Consider the following 19,965-nt stretch of genomic DNA (forward strand, 5'->3'; position numbering starts at 1 on the left):
GCTGTCTTTTTTGTCTTTATATCATGAATTTGTTCTCTATCATAGATTGGTATTTTGTGCTCGGGCATGATATAGTCGAGCCGTATAATATAACCTTAGTATGCAGGAGGTACATATAACGATGACACAGCAAAATGCAGCATTTGAAGAACAATTTGGAGGGATTCCAGCCATTTGGCTTCGTTTTAATCAGTTTGAAGCGGCAGTTATTCCAAGCGTGGGTGCCAACCTCGTTGCTTTCCGTGATACAGAAAAGGGTTTCCGTTATTTGAGAGAGCCGAATCAGGATCAGATGGATGAGTTTATGGCTGCACCAGCGGTCTATGGAATTCCGATTCTTTCTCCACCGAACCGTTATGAGGATGGACGTTTCCCTTGGAATGGTAAAGTCTATCAGTTGCCTGTGAACGAACCGGCTACAGGTAACCATTTGCATGGATTTTTGCATGATGCCGAGTGGAAGGTTGAGGGATATGGTTCTGACCAGCTAGAGAGCTATGTCTTGCTTAGCCAGGACGTGAAAGAAGGACATACATTCCATCAGTATCTGCCGTTTACATTCACGGTGACGCTTCGTTACTCATTGAGTAGCCAAGGACTTCAGCAACAATTGATCGTCCGCAACAACGGGACTGAATACATGCCGAATTTGTTTGCATTCCACACGGCGATTGCTGTACCTTTTGCACCGGATAGTCAAGCCTCGGATTACACGGCCAAAGTTACCATTGGACAACGTCGTGAATTGAACGAGCGTTCTCTGCCAACAGGACAATTTCAACCGCTTACACCTGAGGAAGAACAATTGAAGAAAGACGGGGTTAGTCCGTTCTTTGCTGCGATGGATAACCATTACACTGCGGAACCGCAGAATGGACGTAACTATATGGAACTTACGGACAACCGTACTGGAGACAAACTGGTATATGATGTGGGTACATCCTACAAGCACTGGATGATCTGGAACAATAACATGGGTGGCGAATTCTTCTGTCCTGAACCACAGATGAACCTGGTTAACGCTCCTAATGTTGAAGGCATCCCGGCAGAAGAAATCGGATTGGTCGGTCTGGAGCCAGGTGAACTATTCGAACAAAGCAGCCGATTGTATCCAATTGCATCACAAAAATAATTCACGCTCGTTTTTCGCTACGCTTACAATTTTGTCGAAAAGGTGAAAACCTGCTCGCAAATCATGTATAATATGACGAGATACACAAGCTTTGTAGAGACCCAAACCATCTTTTTGGAGGAGGACAAGCAAGTGGAATACCGCATTGAGAGAGATACGTTAGGCGAAATGAAAGTACCAGCCGACAGGCTGTGGGGAGCTCAGACGCAGCGCAGCAAGGAGAATTTCCCGATTGGCAGTGAACATATGCCGATGGAAGTGATCCGTGCTCTTGCCATTTTGAAAAAAAGTGCTGCGGCCAGTAACCATAAATTAGGTAAATTATCTGCGGCGAAGTCCGATGCTATTGCTTATGCAGCAGACGAGATTATTGCAGGTCGAATTGATGACCATTTCCCACTGGTCGTGTGGCAGACTGGAAGCGGAACACAATCCAATATGAACGTGAACGAAGTGATTGCCAATCTGGGGAACCAACTGCTAGAGCAAAAGGGCAAGGAAGAGCGTCTGCATCCAAATGATGACGTGAATATGTCCCAGAGCTCCAACGATACATTCCCAACGGCTCTGCATGTCGCAGGTGTTCTGGCTGTTGAGGATCAACTCTTGCCGGCCATTGCGGTATTAAAAGCCACTTTTGCAGACAAGTCGGAGGCATTCAAGGATATTATCAAGATTGGACGTACTCACCTCCAGGATGCAACACCAATTACGCTTGGTCAGGAGATCAGTGGTTGGGAAGCCATGCTGGGCAAGAGTGAGCGTATGATCCGTGAAAGTGTACAGTACCTGAAGGAGCTTGCGATCGGCGGTACAGCTGTCGGAACGGGCATTAATGCGCATCCGGACTTTGGGGACTTCACTGCCAAGGAGATTGGCAAACATACGGGGAAAGATTTTGTATCTGCACCAAACAAATTCCACGCACTTACAAGTCATGATGAAGTTGTGTATGCGCACGGTGCTGTTAAAGCGCTTGCAGCTGATTTGATGAAAATTGCCAATGATGTCCGCTGGTTGGCCAGTGGTCCTCGTAGTGGATTGGGCGAGATCCGTATTCCGGAGAATGAGCCAGGCAGCTCGATTATGCCGGGTAAAGTCAACCCAACTCAGAGCGAGGCCATTACTATGGTGGTTACGCAGGTCATGGGTAATGATGCAGCGATTGGTTTCGCGGCAAGTCAGGGTAATTTTGAACTGAATGTATTCAAACCGGTTATCATCTATAACTTCTTGCAATCCGTGCAGCTCCTGGCGGACTCCATTATTGCGTTTAATGACAAGTGTGCCGTAGGCATTGAGCCTAATCTGGATCAGATTGAACATAATCTGAACAACTCGCTTATGCTGGTTACAGCGCTCAATCCGCATATTGGTTATGAGAATGCAGCCAAAATTGCGAAGCTTGCACATAAAGAAGGCTTGTCTTTGAAACAGGCGACGTTACAAACGGGTCTGCTTACCGAAGAGCAATTTGATCAATATGTCGATCCAGCCAAAATGATCGCTCCAAAGGCCTAAAATAAGCTAAAATGAGTAATATAGATCAATGATGAGGACGACCTGCTGAAGTAGGTCGTTTTTCTTATGCTTATCGATGAACTTAAAGCTTGTCAGACTATACGTATACATATAAACTACATATGCACCGTTTTAATTTAATTGAATGGATTCGTATATATTTGGAGGTTTCCGCGTTGTCAAAAACGAGAAGATTTACGATACGCTCCAAAATTTTATTGGGCTATCTTGTGGTTGTGCTTTTGTTTGGTGCTGTTCTGCTAGTGCTTACGGCCCAAATTAATGTGTTACAGAAGGAAAATGATTTTATCTCCCATCATGATCTGGAAGTACATAATCTGACCAACGCGATTGAAAAAAATGTCTTGAACATGGAGACAGGACAGCGTGGATTCATGATTACAGGCAATGAAAGTTACTTGGAGCCTTACTCCCAAGGCCTATCCCAGTGGAGTTCCAACTATGATCAGTTGAATGCTCTCATTAGCGATAATCCTTCACAACAGCAGAGTCTGCAAAACATCAAAGCTCATATTACACGCTGGATTGAGATTGCTGGGGAGCCGTCGGTGGACTTGAAAAAGCAAGGGGATCAAGCGAAAGTTGTTGCATTCTTCGAATCTGATCCGGGTAAAACTGAAATTGATTTACTGCGCTCTCAACTTACAACCTTCCGTAACACAGAGATCGCTCTGACCGAGGCGAGGGTGACTGAACTTGCCAGACGCAGTTCCACATTGCTGACGATTATGTACACGCTGTGGGGTATTATTGCAGCATTATCCATTGCAGCCGCGATTGTGATATCAGGAAATATCGTCAAAACGTTGCGAGATGTTATGCAAACCATTAGTGATATCTCCAAAGGTGGAAACCTGAAGCAGCGGATTCAGGTGCGTACACATGATGAAGTGGGAGACCTGGGCCACGAAACCAACAAATTATTGGATGAAGTACAGGAACAGAACCGGGTCAAGGACCAGATCACAGGCATTGCCACACTCTTACAGAACCCGACCAATCTGGAAGGATTGTCCCGCTTGTTCCTGAACGAGCTTGCCAAGTTGTTTGAAGTTCCATATAGCGTCTTATATTACTGGAAAGACAATCGACTGCTGCGCGTGGCTGCATATGCTGGGGATGGAGAGAAAGAACGTTCGCTCGGTAAAGTGTCGCTTGCCCCGGGTGAGGGGCTTGTAGGTCAAAGTGCTGTCGAGAAGCGAGTTCTACGCATGAATGATCTGCCCCAGAACTATATCCGAATCTCTTCGGGGCTCGGGTATACATCTGCCACATCACTTACTGTAGTACCGATCCTGTTCGAAGGCAGAACGATTGCGGTAATCGAGCTTGCTTCGATGAAGCCATTGCAAGAGAATGATATGAAGCTGATGCAAGAACTGACGGACATTTTTGGTGTTTCACTACACTCGACCGTCACTCGCATGGAATTACAGCAATTATATGATGAGTCACAAGTTCTGAATGAAGAATTACAGGCACAATCGGAGAAACTTCAGGCTCAGACCGAAGAGATGCTGTCTCAGACGGAGGAACTGCAAATGCAGACCGAAGAGCTTCATATGCTTAATGATCGCCTGGAAATACAGAAGAGTGCTGCTGAGACATCAGCCAATGAACTTGCAGTTGTGGCAGATCAGTTACGAACAAGCTCAGGGTACAAATCCGAATTCTTGGCAAACATGTCCCATGAACTGCGGACACCTCTTAACAGCATGCTGATTTTATCCGAAATCTTGTCTGAAAATAAAAATCAACACTTGAATAGTGAAGAGCAGAACTATGCTTCGGTCATTCACAAGTCAGGTAAAGACCTGCTGAATCTGATTAATGATATTCTTGATTTATCCAAGGTAGAGGCCGGGCAGATGGAAGTGGATTTTGATGATGTTTATCTGAGCAGTCTGCCTGAAGTCATGAATCAATATTTCCTGAAAACAGCTGAGCAGAAAAAAATAGATTTCCGAATTCAGCTCCAAAGTCCTTTACCGGAAACCATCGTGACTGACGAGATGAGAATGCATCAGATTCTCCGAAATCTGCTCTCGAACGCATTCAAGTTCACCAGTGAGGGTGAAGTTGCCTTAACGATCTCCAGAATGAGTCTGGCTCATCCTGAGGTGAAAGACCAAGAGACCGACGTGATTGCTTTCTCCGTCAGTGACACAGGGATTGGCATAGCGGAAAACAAACTTCTACAGATCTTTGATGCATTCAAACAGGCGGATGGGGCTACGGCACGTAAATATGGCGGAACAGGGCTTGGCCTGTCGATCTCTCAATCGCTTGCAACTTTGCTGGGGGGGTCAATCTCGGCAACAAGTCGTGAAGGACATGGCAGTGTGTTCACGCTGTTCCTGCCATTGCGAAGAGATGAACCTGAGGCTATGAATGTATCGCGGTTGTTCCTGAATGAGGTGGCTAGCACTGCACCTGAGATTAATAAGCTTCCTTCAATGACTTCCGAACAATCCGATGTTTTATTGACACCTCTGGAAGAATCTTTGCTCAGTGGTCGTCAAGTGCTTGTTGTTGATGATGATATACGAAATGTATATGCGCTGGCTAACGCTCTTGAGCAATACGGCATGAATGTCATCTCAGCCCAGAATGGGTACGAATGTTTGGAATTGTTGGAGCGTGGAGGAGTCAAGCCTGATATTATCATGATGGATATTATGATGCCGGAACTGGATGGTTATGAGACGACTCGCCAGATCCGTGAACGGCTTGGCATGACTCAGCTTCCGATTATTGCACTGACAGCCAAGGCCATGAAAGAGGATCGGGAGAAATGTATTGCAGCAGGTGCTTCGGACTATCTCAGCAAACCGCTGAATATCAAAGATGTATTATCCCGTATGAAATTATGGATGAATCCCGAAACCATGGAAATCTGATTGTAGTTGAAATAAAGATTATTTACACGGACACTACGATGACAGAACAACCCTCCAATCGCTGTTATCCCCAGATTTTTTCGATTCCCTTTTTCAAAGGGGAAAATCCGGGGATAAAGGCGAACGCTTCGCTTTTTCAGGTTTTTTCTGCCCTCTCCGTTATCGTGTAAATGGATTACTTCAACATTATGTGGATCATAGTAACTTATAAAACTTATGCCGATTACAGGAAATTGCGCTGTAATTAGGTCATAGGTTTTATTTTTTTGCCGTGTAAGCTTTATTTAGAAAATTGATGTTATAATACTTAACAACAAATAAAAGTTAATCGCATGAATATGGATTTAATTAGAAAAATAATGCGAAATTCAGTTTCATTAACCAGAATGACATAATATCGTGTTATATATATGGGAGGTAGTGTCCATGCAACTTACGGTTAAAGAGGCTTTACAGGTATACCCGTTGTCAGAGGCCAAACTGGTTGCGGGTGGAGAAGGGACTTCACGGATGATGAAATCCGTTAATGTCATGGACGCTCCTGATATCGCGGATTGGATCAAATCCGGAGAAATGTTGTTCACCACCGCTTTTATTATGAAAGACAGTGAAACAGATGCACTACGTTTGATGCGACGCTTGAATGAACGTGGCTGTGCAGGACTCGGCATCAAGCTGGGACGTTTCTGGCAGTCCATTCCCCAGGGTATTGTCGAGGAAGCTGATCGACTTCGTTTACCATTACTTGAACTTCCTTTTCAATTCACCTTCTCGGACCAGATGAATGCCTTGTTCAAGGCTGAACATGAACGTAGTAACCGATTGCTGCATGAGGTAGTGCAGAAGCAGAAGAAATTAATGCAGTTTGCGCTGCAACAGCAGCCACACCGGAATGTGTTTGCCGAACTTGCCACCGTGTTGAACTATCCGCTTGCAGTCGTTGGTTCTCGTGGGCATGTGCTCTATGGCAGTGAAGGCATTGCGGGAGATGCGGTAACACAGGGCTGGCCTTGGAAATCCGTGATGCACCGAGTGAAATGGAATCAGGGAAGTTGTCATCGCGTACCCATCAAGCAAAATGATGAAGAATACGGATCGTTGCTTGTGTTTACCGATTCAGCCCTATCGCTTCGAGCAGAAGAAGAGCTGTTCCAGCAGGCTGCCGATGTACTGGCATTTTATATGGATATGACTTATCGTGAGCATATTAATCCGACCGTGCAAGATGAGATGCGTACACTGCTTTCACAGTATCTGGATAACAAAATGACTGTTCAGGAATTGACCACCTTGAGTGAAAACAAAGGAATCCATCTGTTCCAGGGAACCTATCAGTGCGTGTTGATCACGCTTGAGCCGACTCTGTTTGCCGAGGGTAAGCTGCTTAAACAGATTCATCGTGAGTTGCAGTACAATCCGCTGATGCAATTCACGGCCTCACAGCATTTTCAGATCGAAGATGGCATTCTGTCCATCTATACCTGTCCAACAGGGCGAGATTATGGAGAGGAACTGTCAGGTTTTCTGTTAAGCCGTTTCGGTGATGTTCTGGCAGCGCAAGAAGCAAAAGGGGCACCGGCTCCACGTTTCTGGATCAGCAAAATGAAACATGAACCCAAATCGCTCCGTGAAGCATACCAGGAGTGTCTCGACACTCGACAACTGGCTCGTCGATTCGGCATGAAAGACCGTGCGTTGCAATTCGAAATGCTCGAATTTGCCTATGTGTTTCAACACGTACCGGATAACATCATGGAGAACTACTGCAATAAAGTACTCGAACCACTACTTGCCAGGGACGGTGATCCCAATCAGGTGCTGATGAATACATTGGAGTCCTTTATAGAAAATGATGGACTGATCAATGAAGCTGCCAAACAGCTGTTTGTGCATCGCAACACGGTCACTTATCGGATGGAGAAAGTTGGCAGCTTGCTGCAAATGGACTTTAAGAAAACGAATGATCTGCTTAAATTAAAGCTGGTATTCACCTTCCGCAAGTTTGTACGGGACAAAGCAGCTGCAAGACCGCACAATGTTCAACTTTAGACCGCACATTGTGCAACATGACAATGCTACCGGGTCAGACCCCCAAGAACCGCATTCCCTTGATGGAGTGCGGTTCTTTCGTGTTTAAGGACCACAAAAGCTGATCTTCCCGTGCACAGCGAACAAATCACAACTCTGATGTTATGTTATATTACAAAATTGCGTAAATATTGTTGTCGCGACATTGAACGACACTTAGAATGAAGAACAATAATCCACAACAGACCGGAGGTTTTAACATGAGCGACTTAATTAAACTTGTTAACAACTGGTCTATCACACAGTTTGTGCATACGTTTGGCGGCTTATTTGAGGAATCACCATGGGTGGCTGAGCGGGCCGGGCTTTTACGACCTTTTGATTCATTTGAACAAATGATGAAAGTGATGAAAAACGTGGTTCAGGCATCGGATGACCAGGTGAAGTTGCAGTTGCTTCGAAATCACCCGGATCTTGGAGCGCGAATCAGCATGAGCAGCAACTCCGTTCAGGAGCAGGCTGGTGCAGGGCTTGATTCACTCTCACAAGAGCAATACAACGAACTTCAACAATTAAACAAAGCATATACAAGCCAATTTGGCTTTCCTTTCATATTGGCCGTTAAAGGCCATACCGCAAGCTCCATCCTCGAATCCATGAGGCAACGGCATCGCCGAGGCAGGGAAGAAGAATTTGAGACTGCATTGAAGGAAGTATTCAAGATAGCAGGCATTCGTTTGGAGCAGTGGCTTGCACAGATCGGTCATGAACATGAGTTCGTGAGCAAGCCAGCCGCAGTGCAGCAGCGGACGATGTATTACGGCAAAGGGGATGTGTGGATGTACCGATCCTACGCCAAACCGCTGACGGGTATTCAGTCCATTCCGGAATCTCCTTTTATGGGACGCAGCAATATTCTGTTTGGATTGAACATTAAGGTCGCTGTGCAGGGCGATGAATTCTTGCCTTCTTTTGCAGAAGGAGATAATTCGCTGGTGGTTGCAACCGATTCGATGAAAAATTTCATTCTTAAACATGCAGCGGATTACACAGGGGCGACGGTGGAAGGATTTCTTGCGCTGGTAAGTCGGCGTTTCCTGGAGACGTATCCGCAGATGTGCAAGGTTCAGATGACAGCGGACCAGATTCCGTTTGAAGATATACCCATTGGATTAGAAGGAAATTATCGACCGAGTGCGCTCGTATTTCGTTATTCGCAGAATGATCGGGCGACAGCTGCCGTGGAAGCAGAACGATCAGGAGACTCGATTGAACTCAGCAACCATTTCAGTGGTGTAGCCGATCTGAGACTGATCAAGGTCAAAGGCAGTGAATTTGCCGGATTTATGCAGGATGAATATACCACTCTTCCAGAGACATGGGATCGACCGTTATTTATTTTCCTGAACATCAATTGGCGTTATGAAGATCCGAGAGATGGTATGGATGATCAGCGTGGACGGTATGTGGCGGCGGAACAGGTTAGAGACTTGGCTGCTGCGGTATTTCATGAGTGTCGATCCGCTTCCATTCAACATCTGATCTACCAGATTGGACGAAGGTTGTTAAGTCGATTTGAGCAACTGAGTGAGGTTTCATTTGAATCCAACAATCGGACGTGGGAGACAGTGCTGGAGGAAGTGCAAGAGGGAGAAGGCAAAGTATTTACCGAGCCGAGGCCACCATATGGATTCCAGGGTTTCTCGATGACAAGGGATGATCTGGGAACAGACGGCCGTGACTCTGGGAAAGCAGGTGACGTCTAATGTCGATGTCTGAAGGACGAATTACAACACATGTGCTGGATACATCCAAAGGCGTGCCTGCTGCGGGTGTTCGGATCGAACTGTATACCCTGAAGAGGGATGGAGAACAGGAAAGCAAGACAAAAGTGGCTGAATCGGTGACCAATGCGGATGGGCGTTTGGATGCACCGTTGCTGGATGGAGGCAAGTTGGAGCCGGCGATATATGAGCTTCAATTCTATGTCGAGAGTTATTACGCACAGCGTTCGTTGGAGGAGCTGGGGCAGGCATTATGGACGATTGTTCCGATTCGTTTTGCCGTATCTGATGCCTTAAGCCATTACCATATTCCATTATTGATTGCTCCAGGAGGTTACAGTACATACCGGGGAAGCTGAATATGCACACATCCGGTTCTGATTCAGGGGGGGGAGGGTCATCCACATGACAACATTTGATACCATCATCCGGGGGGCCCGGGTGGTGCTGAGAGATCGGGTAGAACAACTGGATATTGGCATTACGGGTGAGAAAATAACGGAACTGTCCAAGCGGCTGACTGCTGGTGAAGCGACTTGCATCATAGAAGCTGAGGGGCTTACAGTGATGCCGGGTGTCGTGGACATTCATGTACACTTCAATGAACCTGGACTCGCCAGTTGGGAGGGATTCCGATCGGGTTCGGCAGCCCTTGCCGCAGGGGGAATCACCACCTATGTCGATATGCCACTTAACGGCGTACCGCCAACCACAAGGCCGGAAGCATGGGAAATGAAAATGAAAGCAGCGGCAGACCAATCGTATGTTGATTATGCGTTCTGGGGAGGCTTGGTTCCCGGCAACCGTGAGGAACTTGCTCCACTGTCACAGCTGGGTGCTGCCGGATTCAAGGCATTTATGTCCGAGCCGGGAGGCGAAGGGGAAGATATCTTTGCCAGAGCCGATGATCATACGCTATTGGACGGAATGCATGAACTTGCAACATTAAAACGTGTGCTGGCACTTCATGCAGAGGACGAAGGCATCGTTGCCGAACTCGGCGCGAAAAGCATTGCTAAGGGAAAGACGGAACCGATGGACTATGTCCAGTCCCGTCCTGTGGAAGCCGAAGTCGTCGCGGTTGCGCGAGCGTTGAAATACGGTGAACAGACTGAGTGTGCGCTGCATTTTGTGCATATTAGTACCCGGGAAGCCCTGGATCTAATTGCAGATGCAAAACGGCGTGGGCAGGATGTGACTTCGGAGACATGCCCTCATTATCTGACGCTGACCGATCAGGATGTTGTCCGATTGGGTGCTATAGCGAAATGCGCTCCACCTCTTCGCAGCTCTTCCGAGCAGGAGCGGTTGTGGGATGCACTGACTTCGGGATTGATTGATGTTATTGCCTCAGATCATTCTCCATGTCCGCCATCCATGAAACAATCTGATAACTTCTTTGAAATCTGGGGCGGCATATCCAGTGCACAAAGCACACTGCTAATCATGCTGGAGGATGGACATCTTCAGCGAAATATCGACCTCCCGTTGCTCGGAAGAGTTCTCTCCCTGCAACCTGCCAGAAGGCTTGGTCTGGAGAGTAAAGGGGAGATTGCCATTGGCAAAGATGCAGATCTGGTCCTGATTGACTGGGAGAAGAGCACAATCCTGAACATGGAGAATCTTCTCTATACGCATAAACAGAGTCCTTATGTGGGACGTACATTTAAGTGTCAGATTGCAGACGTATTTTGCCGTGGTCAGCGCGTTTACAACTCGGAATCCGGGTTATCTCCCGTGCCTATCGGGCAACACATTGCGGCTTACTCTGCTAGTCCCATTGAAGCGGGAACGGAGGAGACGTCATGAATGAGTCTGGAGTATATCGGTCATCCGGTACAAATAACGCACCTCTTACTTTGCCAGATGTGGAACAGGTGGAGCTGCAAGCCATGCTTGACTGGCTGTCGACCTATGGTGCGGATGCACAGGGCGGCGTCACACGACTGTTGTATGACTCGGCTTGGTGTGAAGCACAAGGTGCTCTTGCTGCCAAAATGCAGGAGAAAGGGCTGTCTCCCGAGTTCGACCAGTCCGGTAATCTGTATGGCACACTCAAGAGTGAGGGTAAGGAATCAGCGAATGGTGCTGAAGAATTACCGATAGTCACCGGATCACATATTGATACTGTGGTGTATGGCGGCAAATATGATGGTGCTTACGGTGTGGTGGCGGGTGTCCTTGCTTTGGAGTATTTGCAGAAGCATTTTGGAGCACCGAAGCGAACACTTCAAGTGGTATCCCTATGTGAGGAAGAGGGAAGCCGATTCCCTTTTGCGTATTGGGGTTCACGCAGTATAACAGGAATGACAGCTCTCCAAGACGTAGAGCAGTTGAAGGATCAAGACGGCGTTACATTTGCACAAACGATCCGGGATGCGGGTTTTGGACCTGATAGTGCATATAGACCTGCCGCGAAAAATTACGGTGCCTTTATTGAGCTTCACATTGAGCAAGGTCAGGTTCTGGAACGTCTCGGACATTCGATTGGAGTTGTATCCGACATTGTAGGTCAGAAGCGGTTCAGTATTACCGTAAGTGGTGAAGCAAATCACGCGGGAACGACGCCGATGTCCTGGCGCAAAGACGCACTTGCCGGAGCAGCCGAGATGATTACTGCAGTAAGAAATATCGCATTGGAAGCAGGAGAACCGCTGGTAGCCACGGTTGGGCGAATCACAGCCGATCCAGGTGTTGGGAATGTAGTTGCAGCACGGGCGGTGTTTTCATTGGATATCCGCCATATCCGGCAGGAGAGTATTGATCGCTGCTGGCAGGATATGCTTCGGGCTTTTAGTCGAATCGCAGCCGAGCAGCAGCTCGGACTGGACTGGGAAGAACATCTGTCGGTGACGCCCATTCCTATGAATGCAGAAATGATCTCAGACATTCAGGATACCTGTGAGCAGGAGCAGTTGTCCTATTGGCTGATGCCAAGCGGCGCGGGACATGATTCGCAGATTTTTCAGCCAGCTTGTCCAACAGCCATGATATTTGTGCCAAGTCAGGACGGTATCAGTCATAATCCACTTGAATATACAGCTGAGGCAGACCTGATGCACGGTTTTCGAGTTCTGGTCCGGCTACTCTATAAATACGGTTACGGGAGTTGAATGAAGATGTCCACCTATAAAGAGTTATCTCCGTCCTTGCGGACCATTATGACCCCGGGGCCGGTTGAAGTTGATCCACGTGTTCTTAGAGCATTATCCTTTCCGATCCTGGGTCAGTTTGACCCGGAGTTCACATCCTTAATGAACGAGACGATGGCGATGCTGCGTGAGTTATATATGACAGATAACGAGTGGTGTTATCCAGTCGATGGTACATCCCGTTCAGGCATTGAAGCTGTGTTGGTTAGTCTGATCCAGCCCGGTGACAAAGTTCTTGTTCCGATCTACGGACGATTTGGACATCTGCTGGTTGAGATCTCGGAACGCTGCGGTGCAGAGGTTGTCTTTTTTGAAACAGAATGGGGAACGGTATTTGATCCCGAAGAGGTGATCAAGGCGATCCATACCCATAAACCAAGTCTGGTTGCGATGGTTCACGGTGAGACTTCCACCGGACAGATGCAGCCCCTTGCCGAGATTGGCAAAGCCTGTCGCGACCTTGATATCTTACTCGTCGTGGATGCTGTAGCAACCATTGGCGGGACTCCGGTGGAGACGGATGCCTGGCATCTGGATGCGGTGATGGGTGGCACGCAGAAATGCCTGTCCGTTCCTTCAGGGATGGCACCTCTCACGTACAACAGTCGTGTGGAACAGAAACTGATGAGCCGCAAAACAGTTGAACGCGGACTGCGAGATGCAACCAGTGCGAGGGCAGAAGGCCGCACGATTGCCAGCAATTATTTTGACCTGAGCCAATTGCAGGATTACTGGAGTTCAGCACGGTTGAACCACCATACAGAAGCTACCTCCATGCTCTACGGTCTTCACGAAGGATTACGTATTCTGCTGCAAGAAGGATTGGAGGCAAGGTTCCAGAGACATCTGGTGAATGAACGTGCGTTGGTCGCTGGAATTCAAGGAATGGGACTACAGTTGTATGGGGATATGTCAAGCAAACTTCCGGTAGTCACCTGTATCACCATTCCGGAGGGGATTGATGGTGAGTCGGTGCGCAGCATGTTGCTGAACGATTTCAGCATTGAGATTGCCAGTTCATTTGGACCGTTGAAAGGGCAAATCTGGCGGATCGGTACAATGGGATTCAGCTGCCAACGCAAGAACGTACTTCATGTGCTGGGAGCGCTGGAAGCTGTTCTATTACGTCATCGTCACGTACTACCTGCCGGTGAAGCAGTGCAGGCCGCATTGGATGTGTATGCAGGGAAGGAGGGTGCCTTATGTTAAACCAGATGCCAATCTCCAGAGAGGTTATGGTCACCTCTCCTCATTATCTAGCGAGTGCAGTTGGAAGTTCTATCCTCCAGCAGGGCGGGAATGCTTATGATGCTGCTGTTGCGGTCAGTGTAGCTCTGGGTGTGGTATATCCGCATATGACCGGACTCGGAGGGGATGCCTTCTTCCTGATTCATGATGGAGCCAGCGGTGAGATTACCGCCTATAACGGAAGTGGCCGCTCAGCCGCAGGCATTCATGCGGATACGTTCAAAGCGATGGGCATGAATGCCATCCCTCAACGTGGTGTGCTTAGTGCCATCACGGTTCCAGGAATGGTGGATGCCTGGTGGGAAGTCTGGTCCCGGTACGGTAAGTTACCGTGGGAGCAGTTGCTTGAACCTGCCGCGCAGTATGCGGAAAAAGGATGCCCTGTATCCCGAAATCTCCGCCTGTGGATGGAAAGGGATGAAGATTTCATTATGGGGCATACACCGCTGCGAGCGGTATTTGCGCCTTCGGGTACACTTTTACAGGAAGGCGAGCTGCTGCTTCAGCCTGAACTCGCTAACTCCATTCGTCTGATTCAGACGGGAGGGCGAGATGCTTTTTATACAGGGGAGCTTGCGGATCGTCTAACTTCGGCTATTCGTGAGGATGGGGGCATGCTTGCACCAGCAGACTTTGCAGGGCATCGAGGCGAGTGGGTGAAACCGGTTAGTACGGGGTATCGTGGCTATGAAGTTCATCAGATGCCGCCCAACTCGCAGGGATTCTCCATGCTGATGATGTTAAATATGCTGGAGCATACGGATCTGTCCTCTGTAGCACGTACCTCACCGGAATTCTATCATCTGATGGCGGAAGTGGTGAAAAAGGCGTTTCGTGATCGTGACCAGTATCTGACGGACCCGGATTTCAGGGACATTCCGTTGGAACATCTGTTATCCAAGGGTTACGGAGACCAATTGTGGAATGAGATTCAATCTGCTCCACCTGTGGCCCAGCCGTTTTTGTCCAAAACGATAGGCCAGGACACGGCGTATGCAGCGGTTGTTGATAGCGAAGGCAATGCCGTTTCCTTCATTCAGAGCCTGTATTTTGACTTTGGTGCAGCGTATGTTCCGGGGGATACGGGGGTTATCATGCAGAACCGGGGATCTTTTTTCTCCCTGGATCCGAGAGATGCCAACGTACTGGAACCGAATAAACGCTCATTCCACACCCTCATGCCGGGCCTTGTTACACGAGATGGTAAACCATATATGCTCGTGGGAACACAGGGAGGAGAAGGCCAGCCGCAGACACAATTATCGGTGCTTACCGGAGTGCTAGATTACGGGCTGAACATTCAGGAAGCGATCAGCCTGCCGCGTTGGGTGTACGGACGTACCTGGGGCGAAGAAGGTGATACGATGCGTGTGGAGAACCGATATCATGATGACGTATGTGCAACCCTTGCCCAGTGGGGACATAACGTTGAAGCCAGAGCACCGTGGGACGGGATTATGGGACAGTCGCAAGGCATTGTCATTCGTGAGGACGGTATGATTAGCGGCGCGGCAGATCCGAGAGGCGATGGCATGGCTATTGGGTGGTAACAGCTAGAAGAACACTTATAAACTCAACTAGATATTTACACGATAACAGCGGTCGGAAGGTTAGTCTGTAATCGGCGTGCAGGTGTAAATAGGTATGAGTTGAACGATATAGACAGACACAGATAGGGGAGATTGGCATGGGAACGATCCTGCTGAAAGGCGCACAGCTTGTGACGATGAATGCAGAAGAGGAAGTGTTCATTGGAGATCTGTTAATCGAGGATAACAAAATCAAAGAGATTGCAGATCACATTGACGTTCAGGCTGACCAAATCATTGATGCTCGCGGCAAAGTGTTGTTGCCAGGCTTCATCCAGACGCACATTCATCTGTGTCAGACCTTATTCCGTGGACGTGCGGACGATCTGGAACTGCTGGATTGGCTCCGTCAACGTATCTGGCCGCTGGAAGCAGCACATGACGAGGAGTCCGTCTATTATTCTGCAATGCTCGGATTGGGCGAATTGATCTCCAGTGGAACCACGACCATTCTGGATATGGAGACGGTACATCACACAGACTCGGCGTTTCAGGCGATGGCACAGAGCGGCATCCGGGTCATCTCCGGCAAGGTGATGATGGATCATGGGGACGAGGTTCCGGAACCCTTGCGTGAGGATACAGCAACTTCGCTGCAACAGAGTGTGGATTTGCTGGAGAAATGGAACGGGTTTGGCGGAGGTCGCATTCAATATGCTTTCTGCCCACGCTTCGTTGTATCTTGTACTGAAGAATTGCTGGTAGAAGTGCGCGACTTATCTAATAAATATCATGTCAAAGTCCACACCCATGCCTCCGAGAATCGCGGAGAGATTGAACTGGTAGAACACGAACGCGGAATGCGCAACATTGTATACCTCGATCATATCGGTCTGGCTACCCCAAGATTGGTGCTGGCCCACTGTGTATGGCTAAGTGAGGAAGAGAAAGAGATCATTCGCAAACGTGGTGTCAAAGTCACTCACTGTCCAGGATCAAATATGAAACTTTCCTCTGGGGTAGCGGATATTCCGGATCTGCTGAATCGTCAGATCGCGGTTGGAATCGGGGCCGATGGTGCCGCGTGCAACAACAATCTGGATATGTTTCAGGAAATGCGCCTCACGGCCCTGATGCAGAAGATTCCTCATGGTCCAACGGTGATGGATGCCCGGACCGTATTGCGCATGGCTACCATGGGTGGTGCAGAGGTGCTCGGCTTGTCGAAGGAAATTGGCAGTCTCGAAGTGGGCAAAAAGGCAGATATGCTGCTGCTGGATCTGGATGATTTCCACACGTACCCTTCCTATGAGACAGATGTCTATTCTCGCGTGGTCTATTCGGCAACACGTAGCTGTGTGGACACCGTTATTATCGATGGCAGCATTGTACTCAAAAATCGCAAGATTCAGACGATTGATCGTGGCATTGTGCTGCGTGAGTCGGATAAAAGCATTGCGAGATTGATGAAGCGCATCTGATCGAAGGAAGCTTATGCGATTCCAGAAAGGATGGAGACCGATATGGAAATGCATGATCTGTGTGCAATCGTAGCCCGTAATACGCGCTGTGTGCTCGCAACAGCGATTAAGGTAGAGGGTCATGCTTACCGTAAGCAAGGAGTCTCTATGCTGTTGACCGAGGATGGCAAAATGTATGGCAGTATCAGTCCGGGATGCCTGGAGAGTGATCTTCAGGCCCGGGTGAGCCATGTGCTGGATACAATGCAAATGGAATTTGCGGAGTACGACATGCGACCCGAGGATGATCTGTCCTGGGGTGAGAAGGTTGGCTGCGGTGGACTCGTTGTTGTGCTGCTTGAACCTGTGTGTGGTGAACTCCGACATACGTTACAGAAGATGCATGAGTGTTTTCAATCCGGCGTTGCAACAGCGTTAACCCGAACGTTCCAAAATGATTACACAAGGGTTCAATATGGCTGGAGACGGATTGAACCAGCGGGTACCGGGCGCCAGCCAATCTTGCGTCCTTCGCTCGTCCCTCCTCATGATCGTGTGGCGGATTATAATCCAGCTTCATTGCAGGTTAATGTACAGCATAGCAGTGGAAATACCAAGCATGAACATACGGGATCAACACAACATTTTCCCAATATACCTCGCCTTACGCTTGTGCCTGGAGTGGTACCTGTTACGTCAAACGGATCTCAATCTTCCCATCTATCCGGTGATTCACAACATATCTCTGGTACTGATGCTGAAATACCGACAAACGACGGGGTTTCAACGAATCCCTGGGATCTCCCGCACCAACTTACTTCGCTGTACACACCTAAACCTCGCCTGATTATCATCGGAGCCGGGAATGATGTTATTCCTGTTGCCAGACTCGCCTGGTCTGCAGGATTCCGTGTAGTGGTAGCCGATTGGCGAGAGTCCTTGTGCACCTCGGACCGGTTCCCAGAAACTGAACTTGTGCTGGGTTTCCCGCGTGAGATCATGCCTCTGTTAAAAGTGAACAACGGAGATTATCTGATTCTGATGAGTCACAATTTTCCCCGCGAACGTGAACTGCTGGAGATGTTAGTGGACTGTGAGTATACGTATCTTGGCATCATGGGTTCCAAAACACGAACAGCCCGTCTGCTGGATGGCTTACCACCGTTGAAATATGTGCATTCTCCAGTTGGATTGAGCATCGGAGCGGACGGTCCGGAACAGATCGCCATCAGCATTGCAGCGGAATTGATCGCATGTAAACATAAGGTTTCTTCCTTGAGTTCCGAGTTCGGGCAGAAGGGGAGCGTTGCACATGCGAATGACGGGCATAGTTCTGGCGGCAGGTAAGAGTTGTCGCCTTGGTCGGGATAAACTTTCGGTTGTCATGCCGGACGGGAGATCACTGGCCGCTTGGTCACTGGAAGCTGCGCTGAATTCAGAGCTGGATCAAGTGGTCTGTGTAGTCAAACCGGAAGATTCATTGGCATGGCTGCCTGTAAAATGGATTGATTCAGCCGCGTATGTCTATCATCCTACAGTGAGACTTCGAATTGTGGTCTGTGCTGACTATGCCTGCGGTATGGCCAATTCTCTTCATTCTGGCGTATTGTCGGCTATGGAGTACAAACCGGAGGGCATTCTCATGTTACTGGGTGATCAGCCTTTATTAAAAACGCAGGATATTAATCGGGTGACCACAGCACTGGCTACCCACAAACTGTGTGACTATGTCGCAGCTACAGACGGTGAGGGAGGCAAGCCGCCCGTTGCTTTTCGCTCCCATATGTTCGGACCTCTGTTGTCTCTGCATGGAGATGAGGGGGCACGCAAGATTATGCGCAGCGCTAACTATTCCGGTGTACATGTACCACTGTCTGAGTCCTGTTTCTGGGATGCGGATACAGAACCGGAATTGGAACGCATTTTGAATCATGTATATGAATCGGAGCAGACAAACTCATGAACAGGAGAAGATGAATAATTATGTTTAATTTAATGACATGAACAGGTCAGCCAGGCAGTCTGGTTGGCCTGTTTGTCTTCTTTTATCATGTGATGAAAGAGAGCCTATGTTAGCTTTCGATAGATCATAATGCATCAAGCACAAATAGAACGCAGGTTTTATACATTTATCCAAAACGATGTAAAGGTAATTGACGTTGCTGCTGAACTCTCATATGATTTGAAGAATTATCTGGATCAGACGGTTGAATTTCCTGCCCAAGGAAGAGAGAGAAAGGGGATGCAGCGATGGTAACACCGGCATACGGTTCTGGAGCATTGCCATCGGTATGGCAACCTGAGAACCTGCAAGAACTGCACACGTTGAGAAGTAGACTCAAGGGGATATGTTGTTTCACCGCAGGTGGAACATTGCTACGAACCCAGTGGGAGGGCGGCTTGGTTCCAGCGCCTGAACACATGATAAGCCTGGCTCGTATTCCTGAAATGAGCGGTATATCTATTCTTGGAGATGAGATTGTCATTGGAGCAATGACCCGATTAAAGGAATGTGCTGCACAAGCGTTGCTGCATCAACTGCCGATCCTGCAAGAAGCGGTGAATGCAATTGCGGCCCCTTCCATTCGTAATGTGGCAACCATTGGCGGGAATATTGTGTCCGGAGTAGGGGATACGCTGCCTGCTTTGCTTGTATATGATGCGAAGCTGCACTGGTTGACGGATAGCGGAATTGAGATCCGCAGTGTGTCTTCCTGGCTTCAGGGTGGAAAGGATGGCAGCCGTAATCCAGGGGATGTATTAATCTCGATTCATATCCCGATGAGATCGTCCTCTCTGCTTGATGTGGACAAAGGGCACAAGCCTGCTGCACGAGAAGTTTCCTTTTACCGCAAGTTGGGTCGACGGGAGACGTTCAGTGCATCGCTGGTGACGGTTGCGTTGTATGGAGAGATTAATTCGGATAAATGCTGGACCAAGATTGCGATTGCGGCTGGTGGAGGCTCAGGCATGGCGATGCGACTTCTGGAGTCGGAACAACGGCTTCTTGGTAGCGAAGCTTCTGTCATGCAAGCGGCAACTCTTGCAGCTGCTGTGGCTGAAGAGTTTACGACGTACGGTGATGCATTTGCAACGGAACATTATCGCAAGCAGACCGCAGCCAACATGCTTGGCGCCGGGCTATGGGAGGCACTTCACGAATAGATTGATGGGATCAAGCAAAGGGGGA

The 19,965-nt window shown here is 48.5% G+C and carries 14 protein-coding genes; all 14 read left to right on the forward strand.

The genetic code is table 11. The annotated features are described in order from the left end of the window. Nucleotides 1-121: 121 nt before the first annotated feature. The 14 genes from NSQ38_RS18445 to NSQ38_RS18510 all read left to right on the forward strand — a co-directional run bounded on the left by NSQ38_RS18445 (nucleotide 122) and on the right by NSQ38_RS18510 (nucleotide 19,940). On the forward strand, nucleotides 122-1,132 hold the full coding sequence (locus NSQ38_RS18445) for an aldose 1-epimerase (protein ID WP_339783349.1): 1,011 nt from the start codon (nucleotides 122-124) through the stop codon (nucleotides 1,130-1,132). Nucleotides 1,133-1,264: 132 nt separating this feature from the next. Continuing rightward, the gene (gene fumC, locus NSQ38_RS18450) at nucleotides 1,265-2,653 is read left to right on the forward strand and encodes a class II fumarate hydratase (protein ID WP_074095411.1); all 1,389 of its coding nucleotides are present in this window, start codon (nucleotides 1,265-1,267) and stop codon (nucleotides 2,651-2,653) included. Nucleotides 2,654-2,829: 176 nt separating this feature from the next. Then, on the forward strand, nucleotides 2,830-5,574 hold the full coding sequence (locus NSQ38_RS18455) for a CHASE3 domain-containing protein (protein ID WP_339783351.1): 2,745 nt from the start codon (nucleotides 2,830-2,832) through the stop codon (nucleotides 5,572-5,574). Nucleotides 5,575-6,000: 426 nt separating this feature from the next. Further along, a complete protein-coding gene (locus NSQ38_RS18460; RefSeq protein WP_339783353.1) occupies nucleotides 6,001-7,623 on the forward strand; it encodes a PucR family transcriptional regulator ligand-binding domain-containing protein in 1,623 nt (540 codons plus the stop codon). 239 nt (nucleotides 7,624-7,862) lie between these two features. Further along, nucleotides 7,863-9,368, forward strand: a complete 1,506-nt coding sequence (gene pucL / locus NSQ38_RS18465; protein ID WP_339783355.1) for a factor-independent urate hydroxylase — start codon at nucleotides 7,863-7,865, stop codon at nucleotides 9,366-9,368. Then, nucleotides 9,368-9,745, forward strand: a complete 378-nt coding sequence (uraH, locus tag NSQ38_RS18470) for a hydroxyisourate hydrolase (protein ID WP_339783357.1) — start codon at nucleotides 9,368-9,370, stop codon at nucleotides 9,743-9,745. Before pucL ends, uraH begins: the two co-directional genes overlap by 1 nt. 46 nt (nucleotides 9,746-9,791) lie before the next feature. Beyond that, a complete protein-coding gene (allB, locus tag NSQ38_RS18475) occupies nucleotides 9,792-11,195 on the forward strand; it encodes an allantoinase AllB (protein WP_339783359.1) in 1,404 nt (467 codons plus the stop codon). Continuing rightward, nucleotides 11,192-12,499: a M20 family metallo-hydrolase gene (locus tag NSQ38_RS18480; RefSeq protein ID WP_339783361.1), complete on the forward strand. Its 1,308-nt coding sequence runs from the start codon at nucleotides 11,192-11,194 to the stop codon at nucleotides 12,497-12,499. The genes allB and NSQ38_RS18480 overlap by 4 nt, the downstream gene beginning before the upstream one ends. A 6-nt stretch (nucleotides 12,500-12,505) precedes the next feature. Continuing rightward, complete coding sequence (locus NSQ38_RS18485; protein ID WP_074095406.1) at nucleotides 12,506-13,747, forward strand: alanine--glyoxylate aminotransferase family protein; 1,242 nt, start codon at nucleotides 12,506-12,508, stop codon at nucleotides 13,745-13,747. Next, nucleotides 13,741-15,336, forward strand: a complete 1,596-nt coding sequence (gene ggt, locus NSQ38_RS18490) for a gamma-glutamyltransferase (RefSeq protein WP_339783363.1) — start codon at nucleotides 13,741-13,743, stop codon at nucleotides 15,334-15,336. Before NSQ38_RS18485 ends, ggt begins: the two co-directional genes overlap by 7 nt. A 137-nt stretch (nucleotides 15,337-15,473) precedes the next feature. Next, nucleotides 15,474-16,796, forward strand: coding sequence for a 5'-deoxyadenosine deaminase (locus NSQ38_RS18495; RefSeq protein ID WP_339783365.1), 1,323 nt, complete (start codon nucleotides 15,474-15,476; stop codon nucleotides 16,794-16,796). A 42-nt stretch (nucleotides 16,797-16,838) separates the two neighbouring features. Then, on the forward strand, nucleotides 16,839-18,122 hold the full coding sequence (locus NSQ38_RS18500) for an XdhC family protein (protein ID WP_339783367.1): 1,284 nt from the start codon (nucleotides 16,839-16,841) through the stop codon (nucleotides 18,120-18,122). After that, a complete protein-coding gene (locus NSQ38_RS18505; protein WP_339783369.1) occupies nucleotides 18,094-18,738 on the forward strand; it encodes a nucleotidyltransferase family protein in 645 nt (214 codons plus the stop codon). Before NSQ38_RS18500 ends, NSQ38_RS18505 begins: the two co-directional genes overlap by 29 nt. Nucleotides 18,739-19,025: 287 nt before the next feature. Then, entirely contained in the window at nucleotides 19,026-19,940 is a 915-nt protein-coding gene (locus NSQ38_RS18510; RefSeq protein WP_339783370.1) for an FAD binding domain-containing protein, read from the forward strand. Nucleotides 19,941-19,965 lie beyond the last annotated feature (25 nt).

This window comes from Paenibacillus sp. FSL R7-0313 (assembly GCF_037969885.1).
Taxonomy (GTDB): Bacteria; Bacillota; Bacilli; order Paenibacillales; family Paenibacillaceae; genus Paenibacillus.